Origin of the sequence: Devosia sp. (assembly GCF_036676215.1) — a bacterium.
Classification (GTDB): domain Bacteria; phylum Pseudomonadota; class Alphaproteobacteria; order Rhizobiales; family Devosiaceae; genus Devosia.
In genome coordinates this window covers 1-13,437 of sequence record NZ_JAKFDJ010000062.1, presented here as the reverse complement: position 1 = coordinate 13,437, position 13,437 = coordinate 1, and the positions used below count along the sequence as shown (strand labels likewise).

Annotated in this window: 12 protein-coding genes; all 12 read right to left on the bottom strand. The window is 64.5% G+C overall.

Annotation, left to right across the window (positions count from 1 at the left end):
- Nucleotides 1-10: 10 nt before the first annotated feature.
- Nucleotides 11-1,003 (bottom strand): cell division protein FtsQ/DivIB, encoded by a 993-nt coding sequence (locus V6M52_RS05825; protein WP_332700341.1) that lies wholly within the window; start codon nucleotides 1,001-1,003, stop codon nucleotides 11-13.
- Nucleotides 991-1,911, bottom strand: coding sequence for a D-alanine--D-alanine ligase (locus V6M52_RS05820; protein WP_332689410.1), 921 nt, complete (start codon nucleotides 1,909-1,911; stop codon nucleotides 991-993). The genes V6M52_RS05825 and V6M52_RS05820 overlap by 13 nt, the downstream gene beginning before the upstream one ends.
- Nucleotides 1,912-1,913: 2 nt before the next feature.
- Nucleotides 1,914-3,332 (bottom strand): UDP-N-acetylmuramate--L-alanine ligase, encoded by a 1,419-nt coding sequence (gene murC / locus V6M52_RS05815; protein ID WP_332689413.1) that lies wholly within the window; start codon nucleotides 3,330-3,332, stop codon nucleotides 1,914-1,916.
- Nucleotides 3,329-4,441 (bottom strand): undecaprenyldiphospho-muramoylpentapeptide beta-N-acetylglucosaminyltransferase, encoded by a 1,113-nt coding sequence (murG, locus tag V6M52_RS05810; protein ID WP_332700339.1) that lies wholly within the window; start codon nucleotides 4,439-4,441, stop codon nucleotides 3,329-3,331. Before murG ends, murC begins: the two co-directional genes overlap by 4 nt.
- On the bottom strand, nucleotides 4,438-5,607 hold the full coding sequence (locus V6M52_RS05805; RefSeq protein ID WP_332700373.1) for an FtsW/RodA/SpoVE family cell cycle protein: 1,170 nt from the start codon (nucleotides 5,605-5,607) through the stop codon (nucleotides 4,438-4,440). Before V6M52_RS05805 ends, murG begins: the two co-directional genes overlap by 4 nt.
- A 114-nt stretch (nucleotides 5,608-5,721) precedes the next feature.
- Nucleotides 5,722-6,807 carry a phospho-N-acetylmuramoyl-pentapeptide-transferase gene (gene mraY / locus V6M52_RS05800; protein ID WP_332685967.1) on the bottom strand — a complete coding sequence of 362 codons (1,086 nt, stop codon included), beginning with the start codon at nucleotides 6,805-6,807 and terminating at the stop codon, nucleotides 5,722-5,724.
- A 27-nt stretch (nucleotides 6,808-6,834) separates the two neighbouring features.
- A complete protein-coding gene (locus V6M52_RS05795) occupies nucleotides 6,835-8,226 on the bottom strand; it encodes a UDP-N-acetylmuramoyl-tripeptide--D-alanyl-D-alanine ligase (protein WP_332700337.1) in 1,392 nt (463 codons plus the stop codon).
- Between the two features lie 183 nt (nucleotides 8,227-8,409).
- On the bottom strand, nucleotides 8,410-9,852 hold the full coding sequence (locus tag V6M52_RS05790; RefSeq protein WP_332685963.1) for a UDP-N-acetylmuramoyl-L-alanyl-D-glutamate--2,6-diaminopimelate ligase: 1,443 nt from the start codon (nucleotides 9,850-9,852) through the stop codon (nucleotides 8,410-8,412).
- Nucleotides 9,853-9,877: 25 nt separating this feature from the next.
- Nucleotides 9,878-11,587, bottom strand: coding sequence for a peptidoglycan D,D-transpeptidase FtsI family protein (locus V6M52_RS05785; RefSeq protein ID WP_332700335.1), 1,710 nt, complete (start codon nucleotides 11,585-11,587; stop codon nucleotides 9,878-9,880).
- On the bottom strand, nucleotides 11,587-11,970 hold the full coding sequence (gene ftsL, locus V6M52_RS05780) for a cell division protein FtsL (protein ID WP_332685959.1): 384 nt from the start codon (nucleotides 11,968-11,970) through the stop codon (nucleotides 11,587-11,589). Before ftsL ends, V6M52_RS05785 begins: the two co-directional genes overlap by 1 nt.
- Entirely contained in the window at nucleotides 11,967-12,968 is a 1,002-nt protein-coding gene (gene rsmH, locus V6M52_RS05775; RefSeq protein ID WP_332700332.1) for a 16S rRNA (cytosine(1402)-N(4))-methyltransferase RsmH, read from the bottom strand. The genes ftsL and rsmH overlap by 4 nt, the downstream gene beginning before the upstream one ends.
- A 108-nt stretch (nucleotides 12,969-13,076) precedes the next feature.
- The gene (locus V6M52_RS05770; protein ID WP_332685955.1) at nucleotides 13,077-13,316 is read right to left on the bottom strand and encodes a helix-turn-helix transcriptional regulator; all 240 of its coding nucleotides are present in this window, start codon (nucleotides 13,314-13,316) and stop codon (nucleotides 13,077-13,079) included.
- Nucleotides 13,317-13,437: the final 121 nt, after the last annotated feature.

The following is a 13,437-nucleotide window of genomic DNA, read 5'->3' as shown; positions in this document are numbered from 1 at the left end:
GCGTCGGTCATCATTGCGGGGTAGTCGCTTGAAACAGGGTGGTTGAGGGGAGATTACGCGGCGGCAAGGGGTAAGGCTGGGTTGAGCGGGCGCGCTCGGCGATGGCGGCCTTCCTCTCCTCCTCGTCCTTTGCCAATTCCTCCTCGGTCTTGGTCGGACGGACGGCCACGAGGCTGGCAACCCGCATGTCGATCATCGTCAGGTCACGGTCGAGCAGCTGATAGTCGGCCTGGTAGCTTTCGAGGTGCAGCAGCGCCCGGGCCACGCCCAGCTCCGGCAACTGCACGCGCAGGCCGGTGTCATAGATGAGGTCCCAGCGGCGATCGGCGATGCGCGACAGCGCCATCAGCCCGTCCTTGAGCGCGGGATGCTGGTCGAGCGCGCGGATCATCACTAGGGCATCATCATTGGCACCGTCGCCGACGACCAGCGGCAGGTCGCCATAGGCGCCGCGGTCCTCGCCGATCTGCTCGCCCGCGGCATCGACCACGAAGGTGATGCCGTCCACGTGCCAGCGCGCCACGGGCACTTTCTCGGTAATCGAGACGATGACATCGCCAGGATAGGTCTTGCGCACGGTGGCGGCACTGACAGCGGGAAGCTCGGCAATGCGCTGGCGGGCAGCTTCCACGTCGAAGGAGACCGTGGACGTGTGCGGCTCGACGCCCAAGGCATCGAAAATGGCTTGTTCGCTGGTCAGCGCCTGGCCGGTGATGGAGATCTCTCCAATGGCAAAGCCGGCATCGGCGAACCGGCCCTGCGCCACTTCGCCCAGCACCGTGGCGCCAGCCACCATGGGATCGCGCAATTGATAGAGCAGGCCCGCAGTGACCAGCAGCGCGGCCACACTGGCGCCGCGCAGCATCGCCTGGCGATGCAGCACCCAGGCGCGGCCGACGTTGTTGGCAAGCTTGCGCTGGCGGGAGCGGACAGGAACAGGCAATGCGCGGGGATCGACGATCCTTGCGCCAGCGAGAAAGGTCTCGCTCTTTACCTGTTGCAACTCGCGTCCTCCACCATCCAGGCGACTAGTTCTTCGAAGGAATGCCCGGCATATAGCGCCTGTTCAGGCGCCAGAGAGGTGGGGGTCATGCCCGGCTGGGTATTGATTTCCAGACAGACAAGCTCACCATCTTCTCCCGCTGCATCATTGTAGCGGAAGTCGGTTCGGGTGATGCCGCGACAGCCAAGCGCGGCATGCGCCTTCAGGCTCATCTTCTGCACTTTGTCGTAAATTTTCGGTGAAATCTGAGCGGGGATAACATGTTGTGATCCACCGGCGCTGTATTTCGCCTCGTAATTGTAGAAGGCCAGGTCCGTAACGATCTCGGTCACTGGCAGGGCAACGTCGCCCATCACCGCGCAGGTCAGCTCGCGGCCGGGGATGTAGCGCTCGACCATCAGCTCCTCGCCGCCCTTCCAGTCTTCACCCAGGATTTCCTGCGGGGGGTGGGACTGGTCGGCCTTGACGATCAGGATGCCGAAGCTCGATCCATCGGCAACGGGCTTGACCACATAGGGGGCCGGCATCACATGGGCGCGACCGACTTCCGCGCGGCTGGCTATCACATGGTCGGTGACCGGCACGCCGGCCGCCTTGAGCATGATCTTGGCCTGGTGCTTATCCATGGCCAGCGCCGACGCCAGCACGCCGGAATGGGTATAGGGAATACGCAGGAACTCCAGCACACCCTGGATCGTGCCATCCTCGCCGAAGCGGCCATGCAGCGCATTGAACGCGACGTCCGGCGCGAGCTCGCGCAGCCGCTCGGCAATGTCGTAGCCGACATCGACCTCGGTCACCCGATAGCCGGCCCGACGCAACGCCTCGGCACAACCCTGTCCCGAACTCAGCGATACCGGGCGTTCATTGGACAACCCACCCATGAGGACGGCAACATGCTTGGTCATGCTCATTCCGGCTCTTTTCCGAGCAGTGCTCCAAGTTCGGCCGGCAGGGCGGCCGCCCATTGGGTGATATTGCCGGCGCCCAGGCACACGACATAGTCGCCATCCTCGGCGCGCCCGGCAAGCAAGGGGGCCAGCGCTTCGGGCCGGTCGATGATCCGGGCATCGCGATGGCCGCGGGCACGAATGCGGGCGACGAGCTCTTCATGGGTGACGCCGGGCATCGGCTGCTCGCCCGCGGCATAAACCGGCGCGACGATGACCGTATCGGCATCGTTAAAGCAGGCCGAGAAATCGTCGAACAGGTCATGCAGGCGGCTGTAGCGGTGCGGTTGCACCACGGCGATCACATCGCGCCGCGTGGACTGGCGTGCAGCCTTGAGCACGGCGGCGATTTCCACCGGATGGTGGCCATAGTCGTCGATGACGGTGATGCCGCCAACTACGCCTGTCCGTGTGAAGCGGCGTTTGACGCCGGTAAAGCCCTTGAGCCCCTTGCGAATGGCCTCGGCCGGCACATGCAGCTGGTCGGCCACGGCGATGGCGGCGGTGGCGTTGAGCGCATTGTGGACGCCCGGCATGGGCAGTTCGAGCCCGTCGATGCGTAACTGGGTCTGTCGGATGCGGTCGCGGATTTCGACGGCGAAATGGCTGACGCCGTCAATGGTCTCGAGATCGACCAGCCGCACATCGGCCTGCGGATTTTGCCCATAGGTGATGACGCGGCGGTCCTTGATCTGGCCAACCAGCGCCTGCACTTCGGGGTGGTCGAGGCACATCACGGCAAAACCGTAGAAGGGCACGTTCTCGACGAACTGGTGGAAGGCCTTCTTCACGCCTTCGAAGTCGCCATAATGGTCAAGATGCTCGGGATCGATATTGGTGACGATGGCGACATCGGCCGGCAGCTTGATGAAGGTGCCGTCGCTCTCGTCGGCCTCAACCACCATCCACTCACCCGCCCCCAGCCGCGCATTGGTGCCATAGGCATTGATGATGCCGCCATTAATAACGGTGGGGTCGAGATTGCCGGCATCGAGCAGCGTGGCCACCAGCGTGGTCGTGGTGGTCTTGCCATGCGTGCCGCCTATGGCGATGGCGGTCTTGAAGCGCATGATCTCGGCCAGCATTTCGGCGCGGCGCACGATCGGCAAAGCCTTGGCGCGTGCTGCGACCAGCTCGGGATTGTCCCTCTTGATGGCGGAGGAGACCACGACCACTTCGGCCTGGCCCAGATTGTCGCCGCTCTGGCCGATCTCGACCTTGATGCCCATGTCACGCAGCCGCTGCACATTGGGATTGAGCGAAGCATCGGAGCCCTGCACGGTATAGCCCTGATTGTGCAGGATTTCGGCAATGCCGCTCATGCCGATGCCGCCGATGCCGATGAAGTGGACGGGCCCGATATTGCGGGGCATTTTCATGAGCGAGGATCCACTTCGAGGTTCTTGCCGGAGAGCATTTCGGCGAGGTCCGCCAGCTTCTCTACGGCGCGCGGCTGGCCCAGCGCGCGGGCGGCCGCGGCCGCCTTGGTGAGGGTGGCGGGGTCAGCTAACAGGTTCGTGAGGCGAGTGCCTAGCGATTGCGGCGATAGCGTGGCCTGCTCGGCCAGCCAGCCCGCGCCGGCCGCATCGACCACCAGCGCGTTGTTTTTCTGGTCGGCATCGACCGCGCCGGGCAGCGGCACCAGGATGGCCGGGCGCCCGAGCACGGTCAGCTCAGCAATGGTCGAGGCGCCGGACCGCCCGATCACCAGATGGCTGCGAGCGATGCGCTCGGGCAGGTCGGTGAAGAAGGCCGCCAGCTCGACATTGACCTTGGCCTGCCGATAGGTTTCGGCCACCCGGTCGAGATCTTCGGCGCGGCACTGCTGCACGATATGCAGGCGATGTCGGATCGTCTCGGCTATGCTGGCGATGGCGGCGGGCACGATGTCGGAAAGTGCCTTGGCGCCCTGGCTGCCGCCAAAGATCACCAGGCGGATCGGGCCATCGCCGCCGAGCGCCGGATAGGGCGTACCGGCCACGGCGCGCACCCGATCGCGCACCGGATTGCCCGTCACCAGCTTTTCGAGGCTCAATTGGTCGGCAAATTTGGTCTTGTCATAGCTCATCGCCAGTATATCGGCGAACCGGGCTAGCGCCCGGTTGGCCCTGCCCATCACAGCGTTCTGCTCATGCAGAATACCGGGAATGCCCAGCAAGCTGGCGGCGACAAAGGGCGGAAAGGTCGGATAGCCGCCAAAGCCGATGACGCAATCGGGCTTGGCTTTGCGCAGCTTGCCGAAAGCGATGGCAATGCCCCCGAGAATCCTGAAGCCACCGGCGAGGAACTTGATCGGGTTGGTGAGCGACGGTGTGGCCGAGGGCACGATGTGGATCGCGCTGGCCGGGAAATCGGCGCCATAGCTCTCGACGCGATGATCGGTCATCAACTCGACCACGTGGCCGCGCCGCAGCAGTTCCTGCGCCAGCGCCATGGCCGGGAAGAGGTGTCCTCCCGTACCGCCTGCCATCAGCATAAACTTCTTCATTCGGCTGGCGCCAGCGGCGCCACGGCGCTTCGATAGCTGGGCAGGCCGGTGGCCATGCGCTCTTCCGGCTTGGTGCGGGTGAAGGCCAGCATCAGCCCCATGCCGAAGGCAATGGCGATCATCGAGGTACCGCCATAGGAGACGAATGGCAGGGTCATGCCCTTGGGGGGAATGAGGTTGAGGTTCACAGCCAGGTTGATCCCCGATTGCATGGCGAACTGGATCGCCAGCGTCGAGGCGGCGAGGCGCGCGAACAGGCTCGTCTGCCTTTGTGCCCCCATCATGGCGCGGATGACGATGAAGGCGATCAGCGTGACCAGCACCATGCAGAACAGAATGCCGAACTCGCCGGCCGCGGCGGAGAAGACATAGTCGGCATGAGCGTCGGGGATCAGCTTCTTGGCGATGGATTCACCGGGACCGCGCCCGAACCAGCCGCCTTCCAGCAACGACTGCAGCGCACGGTCGATCTGGTAGGTATTGCCGCCCCCCTCTGGGTTGAGGAAGGTGTCGATACGGCGCGAGAAATGCGGGAAGAACATATAGGCGCCGAACAGCAGCCCGCCGGCCGCTCCGGCCAGCCCGAAAATGATGAACCACGAAATGCCCGAGAGAAACAGCAGCACCGCCCAGGTGGCCAGCACCAGCGCGGTCTGCCCGATATCGGGCTGCAGCAGCAGGCCGAAGACAATCGCCAGCATGATGGCAGTCGCAAGCAGTTTGCCGGGCACATTCTTGTGCACCATGGACTCCGAGAACAGCCAGGCGGCGATCACCGCAAAGCCCGGCTTGACGAATTCGGACGGCTGAATCGACTGGCCGGCAAAGGAAATCCAGCGCCGCGCACCCTTGACCTCGGTGCCAAAGCGCAGCGTGGCCCACAGCAGCAACAAGCTGACGACCAGCGTCACCAGCCCCCAGATCCGCGCCTGCCGGTGGCTGAGAAACGACGTTCCCACCAGCACGATCAGCGCCGGCACGCAGAACATGGCGTGACGAATGATGAAGTGCCAAGGCGACAGGCCCAGCCGCTCGGCGACGGGCGGGCTGGCCGCAAAGCTCAGCACCATGCCGCAGGTCATCAGCAGGATCAGCGCGCCGAGCAGTTCCCGGTCAATCGACCACCACCACTCCGCCAGAGGCGTCTTTTCGGCACGGGAAAACATCATGGAGGGGAACGCCGGGCTACTCGATACAAACTGCCTGCAATTGTAGCAGGTCGTTGGTTACCGATTTCCGAACTCGCGTTGCGTTTTGCGAAAAGAGGTCGCTGCTGGTGCTTAACGCAGCTTGAGGCTCGACAACCCGATCAGCGCCAGCACGAAGCTGATAATCCAGAAGCGGATCACCACCTGGCTCTCGGTCCAGCCGAGATGCTCGAAATGGTGGTGAATCGGCGCCATGCGGAACACGCGCTTGCCGGTGAGCTTGAATGAGGTCACCTGCACGATCACCGAAACGGTTTCCAGCACGAACAGCCCGCCGACAATCGCCAGGACGATCTCGTGCTTGGTGGCCACCGCGATCGTACCCAGAGCACCGCCCAGGGCGAGCGAGCCGGTATCGCCCATGAATATCTGCGCCGGTGGCGCATTGAACCACAGGAAGCCCAGCCCCGCGCCAATGAGCGCGCCGCAGACCACCGAAAGCTCGCCCGTGCCGGGCACGTAATTGAGCAGCAGATAGTCAGAAAAGCTCACGCTACCCACGAGATAGGCGATCAGCGCGAAGCAGGCTGCTGCGACCATAACCGGCACGATGGCGAGGCCATCGAGTCCATCGGTCAGGTTCACCGAATTGCCAGCCGCTATGACAACGAAGCCGCCGAACAGGATATAGAAATAGCCTAGATTGAGAGCCAGATCCTTGACGAAGGGGAACAGCAGCGAGGTGCCATAGGCGCCAGAGGCAAGCTGGGAGATGGCAAAGGCTGCAATGCCACCGATCACCGCCTCGATCAGCAGTCGCTGCTTGCCGCCAAAGCCCTTGTGGCTCATGCGCTTGACCTTGAGATAGTCGTCGTAAAAGCCGATGGCGCCGAAGCCCACGGTGACGAACAGCACCACCCAGACATAGCCATTGGAAAGATTGGCCCAGAGGAGCGTCGACGTCACCGCGCCCGACAGGATCATCAGCCCGCCCATGGTTGGCGTGCCCTTCTTGGTCAGCAGGTGCCCGGCAGGGCCATCTTCGCGGATGGGTTGGCCCCCGCCCTGTTTGAGGCGCAGCAGGGCAATCATGCCCGGGCCGAACAGGAACACGAAGAACAGCGCGGTAATGACAGCGCCCGCCGTGCGGAAGGTGATGTAGCGGAAAACGTTGAAGGCCGTGAGCGTGTCACCCAGCTGGCCGAGAAAGTACAGCATGAAACGAAGCGTCCTCGTTGGGTGGGATCAGTTGCTTTCGAACCGTTGGCGGATCTTCTCGACGACGCCCGCAAGCCCCACGCCGTTGGACCCTTTGACCATAACTGCGTCGCCATAGGCAAGGTCGTTGAGCACGATCTCCGCCATCTCCGCCGCCGTCTGTGTGTGGGCGGCAACACGCCCGGCGCCCAGCGCCTCCGCCAACCCCGCCATTGCCGGCCCGACCAGATAGACGCGCTCGGCGCCCGATGCGTTTACGGCCGGCGCCAGGCTCGCATGCAGGCTCGCCGATTGCGGCCCCAGCTCCAGCATGTCGCCCAGGATGACCACCTTGCGGCCGCCCGGAGCGGCCTGGCCGCCGAACACTTCAAGCGCCGCGTTCATCGAGGCGGTATTGGCATTGTAGCTCTCGTCGGTCAGCAGCAGCGGCCGCTCCTCTGGCCCCAGACGGCTGCGCATCCCGCGGCCCGGCTGCGCGCCGAAACCGGCCAGCGCGCGGAGAGCCACTGCCGGCTCAACGCCCGCGATATGGGCCACGGCCAGCGCCGCGGTGGCATTGGCGACCATGTGGCGACCGGGGACGTTGAGAACGAGCGCGTGGCGCTCGCCCTCATGCTCAATAATGGCGAAGCTGCGCTCGCCAATGGCCTGGATGTCGACAATCTGCCAATCGGTGCCGCGCGCCTCGCCATAGGTCACCACCCGGCCGACCCCGGCGGCATTGGCCTCGTCGAGCAGCACGCCGATCTGCGCGTGGTCGGCATTGAGCACGGCGGTGCCGCCCGGCTCGAGCCCGGCGAAGATTTCGGCCTTGGCGCGGGCGATGCCGTCGAGCGAGCCGAACGCTTCCAGATGCGCCGGGGCGATGGTGGTGATGACGGCAATATGGGGCCGCACCAGTTGCGCCAGCGGGCGGATTTCATCGGGCGCACTCATGCCCATTTCGAAGACGCCGAACTCCGCCTGCTCGGGGAAGCGCGCCAGCATCAGTGGCACGCCCCAGTGATTGTTGAAGCTCTTGATTGAGGCATGGGTCTCCCCCGCCGCCTCAAATACCACGCGAATGGCTTCCTTGGTCGTGGTCTTGCCGACGCTGCCGGTAACGCCGACGACTATGGCCCTGCTGCGCGCGCGGGCAGCCCGGGCGATATCGCGCAGACCTCCGAGTGCGTCAGCCACGTGGATGCGCCCTGGTCCCTCGCCCTTGTGCACCAGGGCGGCAGCGGCGCCGTTCTCCAGCGCCTTGTCGACGAAATCGTGGCCGTCGAAGCGGTCGCCCTTGATGGCAACGAACAGCGCATCGGGGCCGAGGTCACGGGAGTCGATGGAGATGGAGTTGATGGTTGTGTCGGCAGCGAGGTCGGTCGTGCCGCCGGTCGCGGAGAGGATGTCGGCGATGGTGTAGAGGGGCTGAGTCATGGATTGATGTGGCCGCTAGCGTCTTCACCTCTCCCTTTGGGGGAGAGGTCGACCGTCTTCGGTCGGGTGAGGGGGCCTTTACTGGGCGCGGTGTGCGGGGAAGGCCCCCTCACCCGGCGCTGCGCGCCGGCCTCTCCCCCGAAGGGAGAGGTGTGGCTCAGTGGCTTCGGCTCGCTCAAACTCCTACCCCTTGATCGCCTCCGCCACGACCTCATGGTCGGAGAAATGGTGTTTCGTCGTTCCGATGATCTGGTAGTCCTCGTGGCCCTTGCCTGCAACCAGCAGGACATCGCCCGGCTTGAGCGACTTCACCGCTTCGGTAATCGCCGCCTTGCGGTCGCCGATTTCCTTGGCGCCCTTGGCCGCCGCGAGGATTTCCGCGCGGATGGTCTTGGCGTCTTCGGTGCGCGGATTGTCGTCCGTAACGATAACGTCATCGGCCATGCGCTGGGCCACTTCGCCCATCATCGGCCGCTTGCCCTTGTCTCGATCGCCCCCTGCCCCGAATACGACCCGCAGCTTTCCCTTGGCATATGGCCGAAGCGAGGCAAGGGCGGATTCGAGTGCCACGGGCTTGTGGGAATAGTCGACGAAGATGGCCGCGCCATTGTGCTCGGCCACCAGTTCAAGCCGCCCCTTGGCGCCCTTGAGTTCGGAAAGGGCCGGAAACGCCTGCGCCTTGTCGACGCCGGTCGACATGGCCAAGGCTGCGGCCACGATGGCATTGGACACCTGGAACTCGCCGGTCAGCGGCAGATGGAAGCTGAGCTTTTCGCCGACATGGCGCACTTCGACGCGCTGGCCATAGCCTTCCGGCTTGATGGACAGCACCTCGATATAGGCGCCCTCCCGGCCCACGGTCAGCAGCGTTGCCCCGGCGCCGAGCGCGGCGAACATGAAGGGCTCGTATTCCGGATCGTCGACATTGACCACCGCGGGACCGCTATCGACCAATAGGTCGGTAAACAGGCGCAGCTTGGCATTGCGGTACTCGTCCATGTCGGCGTGGTAGTCGAGATGGTCACGGCTGAGATTGGTGAAGGCCACCGCCTCGAAATGCATGCCATCGAGCCGGCGCTGGTCGAGCCCGTGGCTCGATGCCTCGAGCGCGACGTGGTCGATGCCCTGCGCCTTGAGCGCCCGCATCGACTGGTGCAACGTGCGCGAATCCGGGGTGGTGAGGCTCCCCTCGATCAGGCGATTGGCAGTCTCGACGCCCAGTGTCCCGATGCTGGCGCCGGGAATGCCCGAATAGGTCCAGATCTGGCGGACGAACGAGGCCACCGAGGTCTTGCCATTGGTGCCCGTCACCGCGACAGTGATTTCCGGCTGCGGCTCGAAGATGCGCGAGGCGGCGCGGGCATAGGAGGCCCGCACATCCTTGACGATGATGACCGGCACGCCCGGATCGCCCACCGGCGCCGTGTCGCTGATGACTGCCAGCGCCCCGCGCCTGACGGCGTCGGCGACAAACTGGTTGCCGTGCACATTGTGCCCGGGCAGCGCGAAGAAGATGTCTCCCGGCTCGATCCGGCGGCTGTCGGAATTGAGGCCGAACACGGCGCCCAGGCCCTTTTTGGGGCGGGCGCCGGAGCCTTCGAGCAGTTGTGTTACACTGAGTGACACGGCGGCAAATCCTTCTGGATCAGATCTATCGGAGAACGGGTGGAACGAGGTTCTGGTCCAGAACTTCGGAGAAATCAGGGGCAATGCCCAGCATGGGCGCTACGCGCTGCACGATCCGGCCGGTGACCATGCCGGCATTCCAGCCGGCCGTGGTGCCCGTTTGTGCGTTTTCTGCCCTGGGCTCGTCGACCATGATGACCATTGCATAACGCGGATTGTCGAGCGGGAAAGCCGAGGCGAAGAAGTTGGTGACCTTGTTGGACGAATAGCGGCCGTCGACCACCTTTTCGGCAGTGCCGGTCTTGCCGCCAGCCCGGTAGCCCTGCGCCGCCTTGTTCATCTGCGACCCCGAACCTTCGAGCGCATTGAGACGCATGAGATAGCGCAATGCGTCGCTGGTCGCAGGTTGCAACACGCGCTGGTAGAGCGGCTCGGCATCGGCCACGTCGCGCTTGTAGAGCGTGGGCGGCACCAGGTTACCGCCATTGACGAAGGCGGCATAGGCCGCGACCATGTGCAGCGGGGAGACCGAAAGGCCATGGCCGAAGGCGGCCGTGGCCGCGCCTACCTCCGAGAAGTCCTTTGGCACGCTGGGCAGACGCATTTCTGGCAGTTCGAACGGCACGCGAGCGTCAAAACCCACGCGTGTGAGGAAGGCGCGAAAATTGTCCTTGCCCATGGCCTGCATGACGCGGATCGTGCCGATATTGGAGGAGTACTTATACACCTCCGGCAGGCTGAGAATGCGGTGCTTGCCGTGGAAGTCGTCGATGGTGAAGCGGCCGAAGCGGATGCCGAAACGTGCATCGAACTGATCGGTGAGCGACACGGCGCCACTATCCAGCGCACCGGCCATGGTCACGGTCTTGAAGATGGAGCCGGGCTCGAAGATGCCGGCGGTAACGCGGTTGAAACTGTCCTTGACCAGCGCACTCGCAGGATCGTTGGGATCGAAATCGGGCAGCGACGCCAGCGCGATGATCTCGCCAGTGTGGATGTCCATCATCACCCCAGCCGCCGCGACAGCCTGATAGCGGCTTAGCGCATCGACCAATTGCTCGTGCATCACGTGCTGCACGCGCATGTCGACCGACAGCTCCACCGGGGCCAGCGCATTGCCGCGCGCCAGGCCCAGATCCTGCAGCAGGGCGACATTCTCGCCATCCATATGCGCCTCGATGCCGGCAATGCCCTGGTTGTCGATATTGGTCGACCCCAGGATATGGCTGGCCTCGGTCATGCCCGGGTAGAAGCGCTTGGATTCGGTGATGAAGTCGATGCCGGGAATGCCCAGCCGCATTACGCGGTCCTGGATGGCCGGCGAGAGTTCGCGCTGCACCCAGACAAAGCCCTTGTCGCCGGTCAGCCGCTCGCGCAGCCAGTCCTCTTCGAGATCGGGCAATACCGTGCGCAGCCGCTGCACGGCTTCTTCCACGTCGATGATGCGGCGCGGCTCGGCGAACAGCGACGGCACGCGGATATCCACCGCCATTTCGAGGCCGTTGCGATCCAGAATCGGCGGCCGTGTGGCGGTGATGACGTCGCGCGCCTGCCCCTCGATGGTGGAATCGGGGACCACCATGCCGAGCTGCACCAGCCGTCCCCCGACCAGGCCAAAGCCCAGCACCATGGCCAGCACCATCCAGCGAATGCGCGCCTGGGTGAGGTTGCCGCGCACCTTGCGGGCGCCATCGAGCGAAATGGTGGGGCCGAAATCCTCGCCGACAACCGCCATTATTCGATCCCCTCGAGTTCGAGGATCGCGTCGATCGGATCGACACCGGCAGCCAGCGACTCGAACAGGGAATCCATGGCAGCGCTATTGGGCTTGGCCGGACGCATCGGCAGCGCTGCAAAGGCGCCGAACTGCTCCTGCTTGACCGGCGCGATGGCCAGCGCCATTTCATGCCGCCGCACGATAGGCTCGATATGGCCCGGCTGGCCGAGGACTGCCTCGTCGGCCTTGAGCAGCGACAATTGCCCCTCCTGGCTGTCGATCTCGGCGATCAGCGCCGTGCGCTCGCTGGCGGTCGTCTCGATGGAAAATTTGAGCGCATAGACCCCGGCCAGCATGAAGACGCTGGTGAAGATCAGGATGATGTTGAGATTGCGGATCATGCGGCGCCCCGGATCTGCGGAACACCCAAACCATCAAGCTTGACCGGCCGCGACGGCGCAGCCGACCGGCTGGCGGCGCGCAATGTGGCAGACCGCGCGCGCGGATTGCCGCTCAGTTCGGCCTCTCCGGCTTTCCTGGCCTTGGCGACCTCGACCCAGCGCCGCGCCTCGGTCTCCACCTGCGGCATGTGCCGCGACTGGGCCGGACCGCCTTTGTCGGGGTCGAAGAAGCGCTTGACGATGCGGTCTTCCAGCGAATGGAAGGTGACGACGACCAGCCGGCCACCCTCGGCCAGCAGCCGTTCGGCGGCAAACAGGGCTTCGACCAGCTGGTCGAATTCGGCATTGACGGCAATGCGCAGTGCCTGGAACGAGCGCGTCGCTGGATGCGGATCGCCGGGCTTGCGTCCGATGGCCTTTTCGATGATGCGGGCCAATTCCAGCGTCGTGGCAATCGGCGCGGTCTCGCGCGCCGCGACGATAAACTGGGCGATGCGGCGGGATTTGCGCTCCTCGCCAAAGGCATAGAGCAGATTGGCCAGCGCCTCGCCCTCAAGCCCGTTGACCAGATCGGCGGCGCTCTCGCCCTGCCCACTCATGCGCATGTCGAGCGGTCCCTCGCGCATGAAGGAAAAGCCGCGCTCGGCCTGGTCGAGCTGCATCGAGGAGACGCCGATATCGAGCACCACGCCATCTATGGGGCCATGCTCGGACGCCAGCGTATCGAGCCCGGAAAATGTGCCGGGGACAAACATGAATCGCCCCTCGAATTCGGCCATCAGCGCATCGGCGAAGGGCTGCACGCTGGGGTCGCGATCAATGGCAATGACAATGGCACCCGCCTCAAGCAGCGCGCGGGAATAGCCCCCGGCGCCGAACGTGCCATCGACGATGCGCTTGCCTGCGAGCGGAGACAGTGCCGCGAGCACCTCGTCCATGAGGACGGGAACGTGCGGGCCGGCAGTCTGGCTGGTATCGGGCATGGAACGCTTGCCCATAGATGCCACTACTCCACTCCGGCTGATGGGCGCCGGTTCGTAAACTTTGCGCCACTTTGACCGAGGACGCTTAAGATTCTATTTCCCATCAGCTTTTGGGCAGGGTTTTCAGCGCGTTTCTTCCGCCTGTTGTGGTTCCCACTGGAACGCCTGCTCCAGCGGCACCTTGAACGCCGCCGCGATGCGGAAGGCCACTTCCAGCGAGGGCGAATAGCGCCCCTGCTCGATGGCAACGATGGTCTGCCGTGTCACGCCCACCTTTTCGGCCAGCGCCGCCTGGGTCATTTCCCCGGCATGAAAGCGCAGCGTGCGGATGGTGTTGCTTATGCTCGCCTGGCCCTTGCCCATCGGTCTAGCCGATCCGGTAATAGACCAGGCGCGACGCGCCATCGGTGGCGCCGGCCAGCATCAGCCCGGCAAACAGCACATAGACGCCCGCAGTGACCTCATAGCCCAGCGCCCAGACGAT